Consider the following 14936-nt stretch of genomic DNA (forward strand, 5'->3'; position numbering starts at 1 on the left):
GCCCGGCTTCCACGGGGTGCACATCCATAAGACGGGCAAGTGCGAGCCCAACTCGACGGCCCCGACGGGCGGCGCGCCTGGCGACTTCTTGTCCGCCGGCGAGCACTTCCAGGCGCCCGGCCATTCCACCGAACCCGCCAGCGGTGACCTGACCTCACTGGAGGTCCGCAAGGACGGCAGCGGGATGCTGATGACCACCACCGATGCCTTCGCCATGGAAGACCTGCTGACGGGCGAGAAGACGGCAATCATCATCCACGCGGGCGCCGACAACTTCCAAAACATCCCGCGGGATCGGTACAGCCAAACAAATGGGGGGGCGCCAGGCCCCGACGCGATGACGATGAGCACCGGGGACGCCGGCAAGCGGGTGGCGTGCGGTGTCATCGGTGCCGGGTAGCAAGGCCGTCACAGGAGGCTTCGAAGGAGGCGTCAAAAAGGGCCTCGAAAGAGACCTCAAAATAAGAGACGCCCGCATCGACTTCGCTCCCTCGCCGCGGCCGACGATAGGTGTGGAGTGGGAGTTCGCCCTCGTCGACGCGCAAACCCGCGATTTGAGCAATGAAGCCACCGCAGTCATCGCCGAGATCGGCGAAAACCCGCGCGTGCACAAGGAATTGCTGCGCAACACCGTCGAAGTGGTCAGCGGCATCTGCGACTGCACCGCCCAGGCAATCGAGGATCTGCGCGAAACCCTGCTTCCGGCCCGCCAGATCGTCCGGGAACGGGGCATGGAACTGTTCTGCGCCGGCACGCATCCCTTTGCGCGCTGGTCCGCTCAGAAACTCACCGATGCCCCGCGCTACGCCGAGCTGATCAAGCGAACTCAGTGGTGGGGGCGGCAGATGATGATCTGGGGAGTGCATGTGCACGTCGGCATCTCCTCGGCTGACAAGGTGATGGCGATCATGACGTCGCTGCTGAAGTACTACCCGCACCTGCTTGCGCTATCGGCGTCGTCACCCTGGTGGGCCGGCGAAGACACCGGATATGCCAGCAACCGCGCCATGATGTTTCAGCAGCTGCCGACGGCCGGGTTGCCGTTTCACTTTCAGCGGTGGGCCGAGTTCGAAGGCTTCGTCTACGACCAGAAGAAGACCGGAATCATCGACCACATGGATGAAATCCGTTGGGACATAAGGCCTTCTCCGCATCTTGGCACCCTGGAGGTGCGGGTTTGCGACGGCGTGTCCAACCTGCGTGAGCTCGCTGCGCTGGTCGCGTTGACCCACTGCCTGGTCGTCGACCTGGATCGCCGGCTGGACGCCGGTGAGACACTGCCCACCATGCCGCCGTGGCACGTGCAGGAAAACAAGTGGCGCGCGGCGCGTTACGGCCTGGACGCGGTGATCATCTTGGACGCGGACAGCAACGAGCGGCTGGTCACCGACGATCTGGCCGACGTGCTGACCCGCCTGGAACCGGTGGCGAAGTCGCTGCACTGCGCGGACGAGCTGCGCGCGGTGGCCGACATATGGGCGGACGGCGCCTCGTACCAGCGGCAGCGGCGGGTGGCCGAGGAACACGACGGCGACCTGCGCGCGGTCGTCGACGCGCTGGTGGGGGAGCTGGACATTTGACGGCGGACCCGGAAGGCATTGAGCTGCCGATGTTTCCGCTCGAGTCGGCGCTGCTGCCCGGGGAGGAGCTGCCGCTGCGCATCTTTGAGCCCCGGTACGGCGCGCTGGTGCGCCGCTGCATCGACGGCGGCCAGCCGTTCGGTGTCGTGCTGATCTCTGCCGGTCGCGAGGTCGGTGGCCGCGACACGCGTTGCGACGTCGGCATCTTGGCAAGGATCGTCGAGTACGCCGACCTCGGTGAGGGCCGATATGTACTGCGTTGCCGCACGGGGGAGCGGATTCGGGTGTGCGAGTGGCTGTCCGACGATCCCTACCCGCGCGCGATCGTGACCGGGTGGCCCGATGAGCCCGGGGATCCGGTGAGCCGGGCCCAGCTGGTCGCGCTCGAAGACCGGCTGATGGCCTTGTTCGCGCGGATCGCGGAAGCGCGCGGCGCCCCGCCGCCCGACCGCGACATGCTGCTGGGCAACGGCGAGAATGGCGCGGCCGAAGCCGGGCAACGCCTGCTCGCATTGGCGACCCGCATCCCGATAGGAACGGCGGACCGTTATTCGGTTTTGTCGGCGCCGTCGGCCGCCGAGCGGCTGGCCGCGCTCAGCGAGGCCGTCGACGCGGTCGCCGAGATGGTGGAGTTCCAGCTGTCCGAGTAGGGGCAAGCCGATGAGCGCCGACATGACGATCGACATCGACCAGGGCGTGGCGGTGCTGACGCTGAATCGCCCCGAACATCTCAACGCCTACACCGCCGAGATGGGCGCGCTGCTGAGCCGGGCCTACCGCGACTGCGGCGCCGACGACGACGTCCGCGCCATCGTGGTAACCGGTGCGGGCAGGGCTTTTGCGTCGGGGCGGATTTCTCGGGCAACATCTCGCCGTTCGACACCCCTGCGGCCGACAGCGGGTTTTCTGCCTCGCCATCCGGGTGGCCGCCGAGGACGCCAAATACGGTGTGGTGCAAGTGTTTATATTGGTTCATGCTCTGTCACATAGCTTTTCGGACAGCAGCCACCAGTCCGCCGCGCGCTGTGCGTCGCGCGCGTAGGGCGCGACCGCGTCGCTGATCCGGCAGTCTTCCAGGTACAGCGCGCCCTTGTCGGCAAGCTCCGGGCTGACCGCGGCCCACACCTGGGTGGCCGCGCCCTGTTCGGGCGTGGCGAGATCCAGCGAGCCGTCGCTCGCTTCGCCGCGGGCGGCGGCGCGGGCGGCGACCATCGTGCGTAGCTCGGAGAAGTCCGCGCGGGACATGTAGCGCGCCAGCGAGGTGGCCACGGTGCCGGGGTGGACGGCGCAGGCGCGGATGCCCGAGCCCCGCAGCCGCCGGTCGGCTTCCACCGCGTGCAGGATGTTCGCCGTCTTGGACGAGCCGTACGCGACGAACTTGTCGTACTGCCTGCTCTCCCAGTTGGGGTCGTCGAAGTCGACGTCCCCCATGACGTGGCCGCGGGAGGACAGGTTGACGATTCGCGCCTGCCCGGCGGCGGCCAGGTGCGGCACCAGCAGTCGGGTGAGTTCGAAGTGCCCGAAATGGTTTGTGCCGATTTGCGTTTCGAATCCGTCGGCGGTACGGCCGAACGGGGTGAACATGACACCGGCATTGTTCATCAACACGTCGATCGCCGGTGCGATGTCGCGGATCGCGCCCGCCGCCGCGCGGACGCTGGCCAGTGCCGTGAGGTCGAGCGCCACCGTCGAGGCCCGCGCGCCGGGAACCTCGGCCCCCACCCATCGGGCCGTCTGCGAAAGGGCGCCGGGGTTGCGCGCGGCCAGGACGACGTGCGCGCCCGCGGAGGCGAGCGCGCGTGCGGACTCGCGGCCCAGCCCGGACGACGCACCCGTGATCACACATGTCTTGCCGGACAGGTCGATTCCGTCGACGACCTGCCGGGCGGTGCGCCGTTCGCTCATGCCCGATGACAGTAGCGCTACCGCGCGGGGTTGAGCTCCAACGGGAGGTCGGCCGCGGGCTCGGCGGCTGCGTGCCCGTTCCGGATGGCGAGGCCGCCGACGGCGGCGCCGACGAAGAACAGCGCCGCGCTGACAACCATGAGCCGGGCGAAGCTGGCATCGGTGAGCCTGTTGGCGGTGATCACTCCCACGCAGGCCACCCCGATCAGCGCGGAAGTACGCCCGGTCGCGTTCTGGATCGCCGCGGCGATTCCGCTGTGCGCGGACTTGACGGCGGACAGATTGACCACGGTCAGGGGGGTGACGGCAAGGACCATGCCGACGGCCAGCACGATCCTGCCCGGCAACACGTCGGTGAGGGCGTGCAGTCCGTGGGCGGTGGGGCGGATGAGCAGCAGCCCGATTCCGGCCAGCGCGGGACCGGCCATCAGGAAGATGCGCGGTCCGATCCAGGCGGCCATGCCGCCGACGCCGCGGGCGAACAGCAACGACATGATCGGGCTGGGCAGCGTGATCAGGCCCGAAGCGGTGGCCGAATACCCCGCGACCTCCTGCAGGTACAGCGCGATCGCCAACGACCCCATCGTGATGCCGCCGTGGACGAGCGCGGTGACCAGGTTGGCTCCGGCGAAGTTGCGGGCGGCGAACAGGCTCAGCGGCACCATCGGGTGGGATGCGCGGCGCTGCCATGCCACGAACGCCAGCAGTGCCGCGATGCCCACCGCCAACGTCGCCCGGACCAGTGCGTCGGCCCATCCCCGCCGGCCCTGCTCGATCAGCGCGTAGACCGTGGCGGCTAGCCCGACCGCCGACAGCGTGGCGCCGACCATGTCGAGGCGGGCGCGTCCGGAGGGTCCGGGAATGCCGCGCAGCCAGTACGTCAGCGCAAAGCCGATGGCCATGGGGACCGCGGACAAGACGTAGATCCAGCGCCAGCCCAGAAAGTCGACGGCCAGTCCGCCGAGCAGCGGTCCCACCGCGAAGGCGGTTCCGGTCCACGCGGTCCACGATCCGATCGCGGCGGGCCGGTCGGCGGGTTCGAACGTCGAGTTGATCAGGGCCAGCGAGCCCGGCACCAGGAATGCGCCGCCCAATCCCTGGACGAGGCGCCCGGCGATCAGCATCGACGGGGTGCCCGCCGTCGCCGCCATCACCGAGCCCGCTCCGAAGGCCGCCAGCGCGAAGCGCATCACCCGTATCCGCCCGAACAGGTCGGAGATGGCGCCGCCCGGCAGGACCATGGCCGCCACGGCCAGCAGGTAGCCGTCGACGACCCACTGCTGGGTGCACATGCCCCCGCCGATGTCGCGCCCCGTGGCCGGCAAGGCCAGGTTCACGACGGTGCCGTCGAGGAACACGACCGCCGAGACCATGATCGCCACCGTCATGACCCGCGTCGTCGGGGCGACATCAGGGAACTTCACGAAACCGGTCCTGCTCTTCTTGGTGAGGTTGTCGGATGCCTGTTTGTAGGCATCGGGGTTACGCCAATTCGGACGAATGAACGAGCCAGACGGTTCAGACGTGTGCCGCGACGCGTTTCACGAGTCCCGGCGCCACGGCCCGATGCAGCGGGCCGACCACGGCCCACACCGCGCGGGCGGCAAGGCGGTTGTAATGCACGCCGGTGATGAGCATCACCCGACCGTCCCGGCGGCGCAGCGTCAACCGGCCGCGGATGAGCGGCCCGCCCGACGTCAGCACGATCTCCTCTTGATCCGAACGCGCGATCGGCCAGCCGATGATGTGATCCGGCGAGGAGTACGGACCCAGGCGAAGCCCCAGTACGTGGCGGTGGATCCACAGCACGAGGCTCCCGCCCGCGCCCGGCCTTCGCCCCACCGTGTCGCGGAGCGCCTGTTCGGCGGTGCGCGAATCACCTTGCGGCATAGGGGCCTCGAACATGTCCGCGTAGTCGGCCCCGGTCCCGCCGAGTGCCGCCGCCGCCATGCGTTTCAGCGCCCTGCGCACCACGATTCGGTGTGCGCCCGTTCCGATGACGAGCGCGCGATAGGCCTTGCCGTGGATGCCGGGGAAGGCCGCCCAGGTCGCGGCGCGCACCCGGGTGCCGGGCGCCACGTCGTCCAACTCGAACACCCACCGGTAGATCGCGAACGGGTGGCGGCCCTTGAGCGCGAACAGCTCCGGCCGCCGCGCCTGGTCCAACACGAAGCCCGTCGGCACGGTCGACGGGTCGAGCAGGTCGCGGCACATCACCCGCAGCAGCGCCGACCACGTGTCGTCGCGATTTGCGGGCACGGTTATGGCATGCTCATCGATATAGGGCAAGCGTTCCATATAGAAGGAATGTACTAGATCATGGCGCCTCCGCGGAAGCACGAAACCGATGTGATCCTGGACGCCGCCCGCGCGCTGGTGCTCGACGGGGGACCGCGGGCGGCGAGCGTCGCGGCGATCTCGGAGGCGAGCGGCGCGCCCGCCGGCACGCTGTATCACCGGTTCGGCAACCGCGACGGCATCCTGACGGCGGCATGGCTGCGGGCGCTCGAGCGTTTCCAGGCGCGGGCGCTGGCCGCCGAGGGCGAGACGGCCATCGACACGGCGGTGGCGATGGCGGTGGCCGCCGTCGGATTCGCCCGCGAGCTCCCCGAAGACGCCCGGCTGTTGTTGACGATCCGGCCTACCGACCTGCTCGACGGGGAGCCCGACGCGGCGTTCCGGGAGACGCTCGCCGCGATGAATGCGCCCCTGACCGAACGGCTTTCGGCCCTGGCGAAGCAACTGTACGGAAGACGCGACCGGCGATCGGTCGACGCCGTCGCGCGCGCGGTCGCCGACCTGCCGTATGCCGTCGTCCGCCGCCACGCACACGACGAGCCGATGCCGACCTGGCTCGAGGCCGACGTCGCGGCGTCGGCCCGGGCGGTGCTAGAGACCCACCTAGACCGACGTGCCGAACTCGCGTAGGGACTCCACCTGTGCGGGGTCCAGCGAGGGGCGTACGGTCTTGCGGGCGGTGTCGAGGTCGGCGGCCGTCACGTCGGAGGCGTCGATGGATCGCCGCATGGCGCCCAGGGCGGCCTCCCGCAGCAGCGCGACGCAGTCGGCGGCGCTGTAGCCGTCGAGCGAGGCGGCGACCGCGTCGAGGTCGACGTCGTCGCTCAGCGGCATGGATTTGCCCGCGGTGCGCAGGATTTCGCCGCGGGCGGCGGCGTCGGGCGGTTCGACGAACACTAGCCGCTCCAGCCGGCCCGGGCGCAGCAGCGCCGGGTCGATCAGGTCGGGCCGGTTGGTGGCGCCCAGCACCACGACGTCGCGCAGCGGGTCGATGCCGTCCAGCTCGGTCAGCAGCGCGGCCACCACCCGGTCGGTCACACCGGAGTCGAAACTCTGCCCGCGCCGCGGCGCCAGCGCGTCCACCTCGTCGAGCAACACCAGCGACGGCGCCGAATCGCGGGCCCTCCGAAACAGCTCCCGCACCGCCTTTTCCGAGCTGCCCACCCACTTGTCCATCAGCTCGGAGCCTTTGACCGCGTGCACACTGAGCTGCCCCGTGCTGGCCAGGGCGCGGACGATGAACGTCTTGCCGCAGCCGGGCGGGCCGTACAGCAGCACGCCGCGCGGGGGATCGACGCCCAGCCGGGCGAAGGTGTCGGGATGCTGCAGCGGCCACAACACCGCTTCTGTCAGGGCCTGCCGGGCCTCGGCCATGTCGCCGACGTCGTCGAGCGTCACGTTCCCGACCGTCAGCTCCTCGCTGGCCGAGCGGGACAGCGGCCGGATGACGGTCAGCGCGCCGACGAGGTCCTCCTGATTCAGCTTCGGTGGTTGCCCGTCGGCGCTGGCCCGCGACGCCGCCCGCAGCGCGGCCTCACGCACCAGCGCGGCGAGGTCGGCGACGACGAAACCCGGTGTCCGCCCGGCGATCTCGTCGAGGTCGAGGTCGCCGGTGGGCACCGGTTTGAGCAGCGCCTCCAGCAGCGCTTTGCGGGTGGCGGCGTCGGGCAGCGGCAGGCCGAGCTCCCGGTCGCACAGGTCGGGGGCGCGCAGCCGGGCGTCGAGCTGGTCGGGGTGGGCGGAGGTGGCGATCAGCGCGACGCCCCCGGTGGCGACGGCGGCGCGCAGCTCGCCGAGGATCAGGGCGGCCACCGGCTCGGCGGTGGCCGGCAGCAGCGCGTCGACGTCGGCGATCAGCAGGACGCCGCCGCCGTCGCGAACCTTCTTCACTGCCGCGGCAACGGTTTTCAGCCGGTCGTCGGCGGCCAGCGCGCCCACCTCGGGGCCGTCGAGCTCGACCAGCCGGCGGCCGTCGCACACCGCGCGCACCAGCGTCACCTTGCCGACGCCGGCCGGGCCCGACACCAGCACACCGAGGTTGGTGCCCGCGCCCAGGCTCTTGAGCAGGTGCGGCTCGTCGAGCGAGAGCTTGAGCCACTCGGCGAGTTTGGCGGCCTGCGGCTGCGAGCCCTTGAGCTCCTCGACGAGGATCTCCGGGGTGCCGGTGGGAAGCTGCTCGTGCGGGCTCCCGACGGCCGGGACCCCGGTTCCCCAGCTGACCAACGAGTTCGGCTGCACGCTGACCGGCCCGTCCGGGTCGACCTCGGTGACGGTCAACAGCTCCGAGGTCCAGCTGATCCCGACGGCCGAGGCCAGCGCCCGGGTGGCGGCCGACGTCGATATCCCGGGGCCCAGGTCGCGCGGCAGCAGCGACACGGCGTCGCCGACGGTCATCACCTTGCCCAGCAACGCCTGTCGCAGGGTGACGGGCGTGATCGAGGTGGTGGCCATCGACGAGCCGGACAGCGTCACCGACCGCGCGCCGTAGACGGTGACCGCGCTGACGATCACCGCGGTGCCCTCGCGCAGCCCGGCGTTGGACAGCGTCACGTCGTCGAGCAGCACGATGCCGACCGGGGTGTCCGGGCCGGCCAGGCCGACGACGGCCGCGGTGGTGCGCGATCCGGTCAGCGAGACCGCGTCCCACTCCCGAATGCCAAGGGCAGCAACGGCATTGGGGTGTATGCGGACGACGCCACGGCGGGAGTCGACGGCGGAGGTGTTCAGCCTGGCGGTGAGCGTGAGCTGACTGCCGGAGGCCGGGATCATCGCAGGCGCCCGCCCGGCTTTCGCAGCCCCAGCCGCGTCGTCGACCGCCGGTGCGGCTGCGACCGGCGGTCAGCGCGACGCACGGCGCGACGTTGCTTTGGCTTGTCGTCCCACACCTCGGGGTGTTTGGCGAGCCAGCGCTTGCTGCGCACCGCGAACGGGATATGGCACACGTAGGAGATGATGATCACCCAGATCAAGATGTACGGCGCCAGAACGGCGGCCGCGGCGGCGGCCGTCAGCACCGCCAGCAGCGGGATCGCGAGGTTCGGCGGAATCGCCACGGTGTGCAGCTTTTTCATCGGGATGGCGCTGATCATGAGGATCGACGTCCCCGTGATCCAGATGGTGAGAAACCACAGCGAACTCCACCATCCGTCGCCGTGGAACTGCAGTTTGAGGCCCACCAGACCGATCATGGAAACCGCACCCGCCGGCGCGGGCATGCCGGTGAAGAACTCCTTCTCGTAGGAGGGCTGGCCTCCGTCGTCCTGTTGCGCGTTGTACCTGGCCAGCCGCAGCACCACGCACACGGCGTACAGCAGCACCACCGCCCAGCCGATGGGCCACTTCGACAGCAACGTCACATAGACCACCAGCGCGGGTGTCACGCCGAAGTTCACCGCGTCGGCCAGGGAGTCGATTTCCGCGCCGAGCCGCGACTGGGCGCCCAGGATGCGGGCCACACGTCCGTCCAGGGCGTCCAGGATGGCCGCCGCGGCGATCAGCGCCATCGCGGGAATCGGCTGATGCTCGAGGGCGAACTTGATCGACGTCAGTCCCGCGCACATCGACAGCACGGTCATCGCGCTCGGCAGCAGGTGCAGGCTCATCGTCCGCCTGCCGCGGGAACGATTGTTGATCATGGCAGCTCTGCCAGGACCGTCTCGCCGGCGACGGCGCGTTGACCCACCTTCACCAGCGGTTCGGAGCCCGGCGGGAGGTAGGTGTCCAGCCGGGAACCGAATCGGATCAGTCCATAGGTATCGCCGATGGACAGCTTGTCCCCGACACGCGCGTCGCAGACGATGCGGCGTGCCAGCAGCCCCGCGATCTGCACGACGACCACGTCGGCGCCGGTGTCGGTCCGGATCTGCATGCTGGTGCGCTCGTTCTCGGTGCTCGCCGACGCCAGGTCCGCCGACCCGAAGCGGCCCGGTCGGTGTTGCACGGCGACCACCTCGCCGCTCACCGGGGCACGCTGCACGTGCGCGTCAAGCAGCGACAGGAAGATGCTGATCCGCGGCCGCGGCGCTGTACTCTGCGGTCCGATCACGAGTTCGGCCGGCGGAGCGGCCGCGTCGATCACACAGATTTCGCCGTCGGCGGGTGCCACCACCGCGCTGGGTCGGGTGGGCGGCACCCGCGGGGGGTGACGAAAGAACCCCGCGCAGGCAACCGCGGCCATCAGGCCCGCCCGGCGCAGCCATCGGTGGTTCCGCCCGATCAGCGCCGTCCCCAGGCCGGCGGCCACGTACGGCCACCCCGCCGGGTGCACCGGCGGAATGGCCGAGCGGACCAACTCCAGGGCGTGTTGGGGGCTGAAGGCCGGATCCTCGGCGGTGGGGCCGACGGGGTGGGGGCGTCTTGCCACGCGGCCATCTTACGGAGCGCCGGTTTCAGCTCAGGTCCCAGACCTGTAGCTCGGTCCCCGCGGATACCTCGACGACGTCTTCCGGGATCTCCAGCAACGCGTTCGCCGAGGCCAGCCACCGCAAATGGTGTGACGCCGGCGGACCGTAGCTGGTGACGCTTGCGGTTTCGGGGTCGAGCACGGCGCGGCGAAACTGGCGTTTGCCGCGTGGCGAGGTCAGCGACTCGGCCAGCACCGCCGTGCGGCGCGGGCGCTCGGGATCGAGCAACCCCATGGCTTTCCGCAGCGCCGGGCGGATGAACACCTCGAAGGACACCAACGCGCTGACCGGGTTGCCGGGCAGGGTGACGATCGTCGTGCCGGACACGCGTCCGATGCCCTGCGGCATGCCCGGCTGCATCGCCACCTTGACGAATTCCACCCCTTCACCGCCTTGCACGCCGTGGGGCCCGAACGCATCCTTGACGACTTCGTAGGCGCCGGCGCTGACCCCACCGCTGGTGATGATCAGGTCGAGCCGGTGCTCGGGCGCGGCGTAGCGGTCGAGAAGCGAACCGAAGTGGACGACGTCGTCTTGCGCGGTCGCGACGGCGACAACCTGCGCACCGGCGTCGCGCACCGCTCCGGCCAGCATTATCGAGTTGGACTCGTAGATCTGCCCCGGCCGCAGCGGGTTGCCCGGCGGCACCAGCTCCGACCCGGTGGACAGCACCAGCACCCGTTGGCGCGGGACCACCGTCAGCTCCGCCATCCCGAGCGCCGCGGCCAGGCCCAGCATGGCCGGCGTGACGACGTGGCCCTTGCGCAGGACGGTGGTGCCGGGGGTGACGTCCTCGCCCGCTCGCCGGATGTGGTCGCCGGGCCTCCTGGGCTGCCGGATCGTCACCGAATGCAGGCCGCCGTCGGTGTCTTCGACCGGGACAATCGCCGTCGCCCCGGCCGGCACGGGCGCGCCGGTCATGATGCGGTGCGCCGTTCCCGCTTGCAACGCCAACTCATCGGTGCGTCCGGCCGGTATGTCCTCGGCGACCGGCAACACCACCGGGTGTTCGAGCGTCGCGCCCGAGACGTCCTCGGCGCGCACGGCGTATCCGTCCATTGCGGAGTTGTCGAAAACCGGCAGCGCGAGCCCCGCGACCACGTCGTCGGACAGGACCAGTCCCTGCGCCTTGGCCAAGGCGACGGCGACGGGCGGGTTGGCGCGGATCATGTCCGTCACGACGCGCCGATGCTCTTCGACTGAACGCATCTCGCCATTATCGGCGCCCGGGATGCCGACCCGGCCGCCGGCGAGCCGTAAGGTTGAGAACGTGATTACCGGGATGGCCCACACCGGGGTGTGCGTTCCCGACTGCGAGGCCGCCGTCGCGTTTTACCGCGACGTGTTGGGTCTGCGTGTGCTCTCACCGCCGTACGTCATGAGTGGTAAGGCCATTCGCGACGACATGGGGGAGCTGGTGTCGGACCCCGCCATGAAGGCCGCCATCGTCGGGTTCGCGGACGACGGCGATCGGGTGCTCGAGGTGATCGAATATCTCGGCGTGCAGGGCGGGGATCGACGAGCCGCCGCCCCACTGACCGATCACGGGCTGTCGCATGTCGGCCTCATCTGCGAGGATCTCGACGCCACCCGGGCCGACCTGGAAAGCAAAGGGGTGCGCTTCCTGGTCAGCGGAATCGCGGACGTCGCGCGGGTCCGCACCACCTGGTTCGTCGATCCATGGGGCGTGGTGTTCATCCTGGTGGAGAAGAGCCGGCCCGGGCGGCCGTACTTCGCGCAGGGGGCCTAGTGCCCCCGAAGCCGACGGTCGGTGTGATCGGCGCCGGCGCCGGCGGCATCGCCATGGGAATCCAGCTGGCCGACGGGGGCTACCACTTCACCATCTTCGACAAAGCCTCCGGCTTCGGCGGGACGTGGCGGCACAACACCTTCCCGGGTGCGGCCTGCGACGTCCCGTCGCATCTGTACTCGTATTCGTTCGCGCCCAACCCACGATGGAGCAAGACCTACGCGAGCCAGCCCGAGATCCTGGCCTATCTCGAAAAGGTCGCCACCGACCACGGGCTGGGGCCGCACCTGCGGCCCAACACCTCGATCACGACGGTTCGCTGGTCGGACGATTGGCGGCGGTGGACTCTCACGAGCGACGACGGAGCCGAGCACCACTTCGACGTGGTGGTGAGCGCCGTCGGGATGCTCGACGTGCCGAACATTCCCGACATTCCGGGGGCTCACCGCTTTCGCGGACGCCAATTCCATTCTGCGCGTTGGGATCACAGCAAGTCGACGGCCGGGGAGCGGGTTGCTTCCATCGGAACCGGCGCCAGCGCCGTGCAATACGTTCCCGCGATCGCGCGGGAAACCGCGCGCCTCACGGTGTTTCAGCGGACCCCGATCTGGATCGCGCCGCGGTTCGACTTTCCGTTCTCCGCCGAGCAGCACCAGCTGTTCGAGCGCGATCCGGCGGAGGCGCAAAAGCTGCGCGACGAGGCCTTCGATGCCTACGAATCCTCCAGCTTCGACATCGACGCCGCACAGACTCGCGAGGCGACCGAGCTCGCCCGCAGCTACCTCATGCGCAAGGTGGTCGACCCCGAGCTGCGGGCGAAGCTGACGCCGGACTATCCGGTCGGCTGCAAGCGGCCGCTGATGTCGCGCGAGTGGTACCCGACGTTCGCCCTGCCGAATGTCACGTTGGAAACCGCCGCGATCGCCGAGCTGACGGAGCGCGGTGTGCGGACGGTCGACGGCGTCGAACACCGCGTCGACACCGTCATCTACGGCACCGGATTCAAGGCCGCCGATTACCTCGCGAGCATCGACGTGTACGGAACGGGCGGCCGGCACCTTCGCGGGGAGTGGAGCGCCGGCGCGGAGGCGTACCTCGGCACGCTGGTGGCGGGCTATCCGAATTTCTTCGTGCTCTACGGCCCGAATACCAACGGCGTCAACTCGATTCTGTACATCCACGAGGCGCAGACGACGTTCATCCGCCACATCCTCGACGTGATGGGCGCGCGGGGCGCGCGCACGGTCGAGGTGACCTCCGAGGCGCAGCGACGCTACAACGACGAAATTCAGGCCGCCATGGTGGGCAAGGTCTGGCTGGCCTGTACCAACTACTTTCGGCACCCCAGCGGCAAAGTCGTCACGCAGTTGCCCTATAGCGGCCGGACGTTCTTCGAGCGGACCCGCGAGCTCGTCGCGGCCGACTACCGCTTTGGTTCCTAGCGCGTCGGTAGCGCTGGCCGTGACCGGCGGGCCGGGGCCTCAGGCGCTTACCCCGCACGACGGGTCTGATGGGGGCGCTCATCGCCATTTCGATCTTCATCCACGCCGCGCGCGCAGCGCGCTTTGACTGCTTCTTCGCCGGCACGGCCACACCTTACAGCGCAACGCCGAACGACTAAATCCAGTAGTTGTCGTGGCGGATGAACCATTCCCGGCGTTCCTCGTCGGTCATGTCGGCGAGCATGCTGAGGCCTTCGAAGTACGTTTCGCGCGGCGCCCCCGGCGCGAAGAGCATCAGGACCGAGGCCGGTTCGTCGGCCTCGTTGCGGAAACCGTGGACACCGCCCGGTGGGACGTAGAGGAAGTCGCCCGGATGCCCGTCCATCCATTCCCTGCCGTCGTAGAGCTTCATCGTTCCGGACAGGACGAAGAAAGCCTCCGACATGGCGCGGTGATAGTGCGCCGGCGGCCCACCCCCCGCGGGGGCGATGTCGACCCGGTACAGCCCGTAGTCACCGTCGGTGGCCCGTTGATCGGCCAGGTAGTGGTACCTGGTCCCGACCGTTTCATAGTCAGGTGGCGAGTCCGCGCGCTTGAGCCAGGCGCTGACCTCCGGTTCAGCTTTGGTGTAGCGGGGTGGCGGATACGGCGGCACGACAAGGGACATGGTTTCCAGTTTGCCCAAGTTACGACTCGGCGCTGGCGGTGCGGGCCAACCGCGTCGTCGTCGGCGGTTTACGCGCGCAGCGATAAGGCGGTTGGTGTTCTTGCACTCGGCATAGGCGAGTGCTAAGAATGACGTTGGCACTCGCGACCGCTGAGTGCTAGGTCGGGACGGTGAGGCCCAGGCTGTCGCACGACGACAACGTGAGCCGTCCGTCGCGGGCACTGCACCCGGCCAGCGTAAGTAAGGGGTGGCCCACACGCGTGGGCGCTCCGTGTCATCCCCAATCCGGAGGAATCACTTCGCAATGGCCAAAACAATTGCGTACGACGAAGAGGCCCGTCGCGGCCTCGAGCGGGGCCTGAACGCCCTCGCCGACGCGGTAAAGGTGACGTTGGGTCCCAAGGGCCGCAACGTCGTCCTGGAGAAGAAGTGGGGTGCCCCCACGATCACCAACGATGGCGTGTCCATCGCCAAGGAGATCGAGCTGGAGGACCCGTACGAGAAGATCGGCGCCGAGCTGGTCAAGGAAGTTGCCAAGAAAACCGACGACGTGGCCGGTGACGGTACGACGACGGCCACGGTGCTGGCCCAGGCGCTCGTGCGCGAGGGCCTGCGCAACGTCGCCGCCGGGGCCAACCCGTTGGGTCTCAAGCGCGGCATCGAGAAGGCGGTCGAGAAGGTCACCGAGACCTTGCTCAAGTCGGCCAAGGAGGTCGAGACCAAGGACCAGATCGCCGCTACCGCAGCGATTTCCGCGGGCGACCAGTCGATCGGCGACCTGATCGCCGAGGCGATGGACAAGGTCGGCAACGAGGGCGTCATCACCGTCGAGGAGTCCAACACCTTCGGCCTGCAGCTCGAGCTCACCGAGGGCATGCGGTTCGACAAGGG

At 69.3% G+C, this 14936-nt stretch carries 15 protein-coding genes and 1 pseudogene; 8 read left to right on the top strand and 8 right to left on the bottom strand.

Going from position 1 to position 14936, the window contains the following annotated elements; genetic code table 11:
• From JO059_RS06675 to JO059_RS06690, 4 genes and pseudogenes are all read left to right on the top strand, one after another.
• Nucleotides 1-400, top strand: a 400-nt coding sequence (locus JO059_RS06675; protein WP_293315308.1) for a superoxide dismutase family protein, incomplete at its 5' end; no start/stop codon positions are given.
• Nucleotides 401-461: 61 nt separating this feature from the next.
• Complete coding sequence (locus JO059_RS06680) at nt 462-1580, top strand: glutamate--cysteine ligase (protein WP_293315320.1); 1119 nt, start codon at nt 462-464, stop codon at nt 1578-1580.
• 29 nt (nt 1581-1609) lie between these two features.
• On the top strand, nt 1610-2230 hold the full coding sequence (locus tag JO059_RS06685; RefSeq protein WP_293315321.1) for an LON peptidase substrate-binding domain-containing protein: 621 nt from the start codon (nt 1610-1612) through the stop codon (nt 2228-2230).
• A gap of 10 nt (nt 2231-2240) precedes the next feature.
• Nucleotides 2241-2541 (top strand): annotated as a pseudogene (locus JO059_RS06690) (enoyl-CoA hydratase-related protein); the annotation flags it as partial.
• Between the two features lie 11 nt (nt 2542-2552).
• Here JO059_RS06690 and JO059_RS06695 read toward each other — a convergent pair.
• The 3 genes from JO059_RS06695 to JO059_RS06705 all read right to left on the bottom strand — a co-directional run bounded on the left by JO059_RS06695 (nt 2553) and on the right by JO059_RS06705 (nt 5783).
• Complete coding sequence (locus JO059_RS06695; protein WP_293315309.1) at nt 2553-3485, bottom strand: SDR family NAD(P)-dependent oxidoreductase; 933 nt, start codon at nt 3483-3485, stop codon at nt 2553-2555.
• 17 nt (nt 3486-3502) lie between these two features.
• Nucleotides 3503-4909, bottom strand: a complete 1407-nt coding sequence (locus JO059_RS06700) for an MFS transporter (RefSeq protein WP_293315310.1) — start codon at nt 4907-4909, stop codon at nt 3503-3505.
• A 94-nt stretch (nt 4910-5003) separates the two neighbouring features.
• Nucleotides 5004-5783: a DUF2867 domain-containing protein gene (locus JO059_RS06705; RefSeq protein WP_293315311.1), complete on the bottom strand. Its 780-nt coding sequence runs from the start codon at nt 5781-5783 to the stop codon at nt 5004-5006.
• Nucleotides 5784-5804: 21 nt separating this feature from the next.
• On the opposite strand from JO059_RS06705, the gene JO059_RS06710 reads away from it, so the two are divergent.
• Entirely contained in the window at nt 5805-6413 is a 609-nt protein-coding gene (locus tag JO059_RS06710; RefSeq protein WP_293315312.1) for a TetR/AcrR family transcriptional regulator, read from the top strand.
• Here JO059_RS06710 and JO059_RS06715 read toward each other — a convergent pair.
• Genes JO059_RS06715 through glp form a run of 4 tightly spaced genes read right to left on the bottom strand, consistent with a single transcriptional unit; the run spans nt 6387 to nt 11395 of the window.
• A complete protein-coding gene (locus JO059_RS06715; protein ID WP_293315313.1) occupies nt 6387-8552 on the bottom strand; it encodes an AAA family ATPase in 2166 nt (721 codons plus the stop codon). The two genes, JO059_RS06710 and JO059_RS06715, sit on opposite strands and share 27 nt — an antisense overlap.
• Nucleotides 8549-9415: a CDP-diacylglycerol--serine O-phosphatidyltransferase gene (gene pssA / locus JO059_RS06720; protein WP_293315322.1), complete on the bottom strand. Its 867-nt coding sequence runs from the start codon at nt 9413-9415 to the stop codon at nt 8549-8551. The genes JO059_RS06715 and pssA overlap by 4 nt, the downstream gene beginning before the upstream one ends.
• Nucleotides 9415-10146: a phosphatidylserine decarboxylase gene (locus tag JO059_RS06725; RefSeq protein ID WP_293315314.1), complete on the bottom strand. Its 732-nt coding sequence runs from the start codon at nt 10144-10146 to the stop codon at nt 9415-9417. The genes pssA and JO059_RS06725 overlap by 1 nt, the downstream gene beginning before the upstream one ends.
• Before the next feature lie 25 nt (nt 10147-10171).
• On the bottom strand, nt 10172-11395 hold the full coding sequence (gene glp / locus JO059_RS06730) for a gephyrin-like molybdotransferase Glp (RefSeq protein WP_293315315.1): 1224 nt from the start codon (nt 11393-11395) through the stop codon (nt 10172-10174).
• A 61-nt stretch (nt 11396-11456) separates the two neighbouring features.
• Here glp and JO059_RS06735 point away from each other — a divergent pair, with 61 nt between their 5' ends.
• Together JO059_RS06735 and JO059_RS06740 are read left to right on the top strand one after the other, a co-directional pair.
• On the top strand, nt 11457-11936 hold the full coding sequence (locus JO059_RS06735) for a VOC family protein (protein ID WP_293315316.1): 480 nt from the start codon (nt 11457-11459) through the stop codon (nt 11934-11936).
• A complete protein-coding gene (locus JO059_RS06740) occupies nt 11936-13378 on the top strand; it encodes an NAD(P)/FAD-dependent oxidoreductase (RefSeq protein ID WP_293315317.1) in 1443 nt (480 codons plus the stop codon). The genes JO059_RS06735 and JO059_RS06740 overlap by 1 nt, the downstream gene beginning before the upstream one ends.
• Before the next feature lie 175 nt (nt 13379-13553).
• On the opposite strand, the gene JO059_RS06745 is transcribed toward JO059_RS06740, so the two are convergent.
• Nucleotides 13554-14045 carry a cupin domain-containing protein gene (locus tag JO059_RS06745; RefSeq protein ID WP_293315318.1) on the bottom strand — a complete coding sequence of 164 codons (492 nt, stop codon included), beginning with the start codon at nt 14043-14045 and terminating at the stop codon, nt 13554-13556.
• A gap of 304 nt (nt 14046-14349) precedes the next feature.
• Between JO059_RS06745 and JO059_RS06750 the strand changes: the two genes are divergently transcribed.
• On the top strand, nt 14350-14936 hold a 587-nt coding region (locus JO059_RS06750; protein WP_293315319.1), incomplete at its 3' end, for a TCP-1/cpn60 chaperonin family protein.

The sequence above is a fragment of the Mycobacterium sp. genome (assembly GCF_019247615.1).
Classification (GTDB): domain Bacteria; phylum Actinomycetota; class Actinomycetes; order Mycobacteriales; family Mycobacteriaceae; genus Mycobacterium.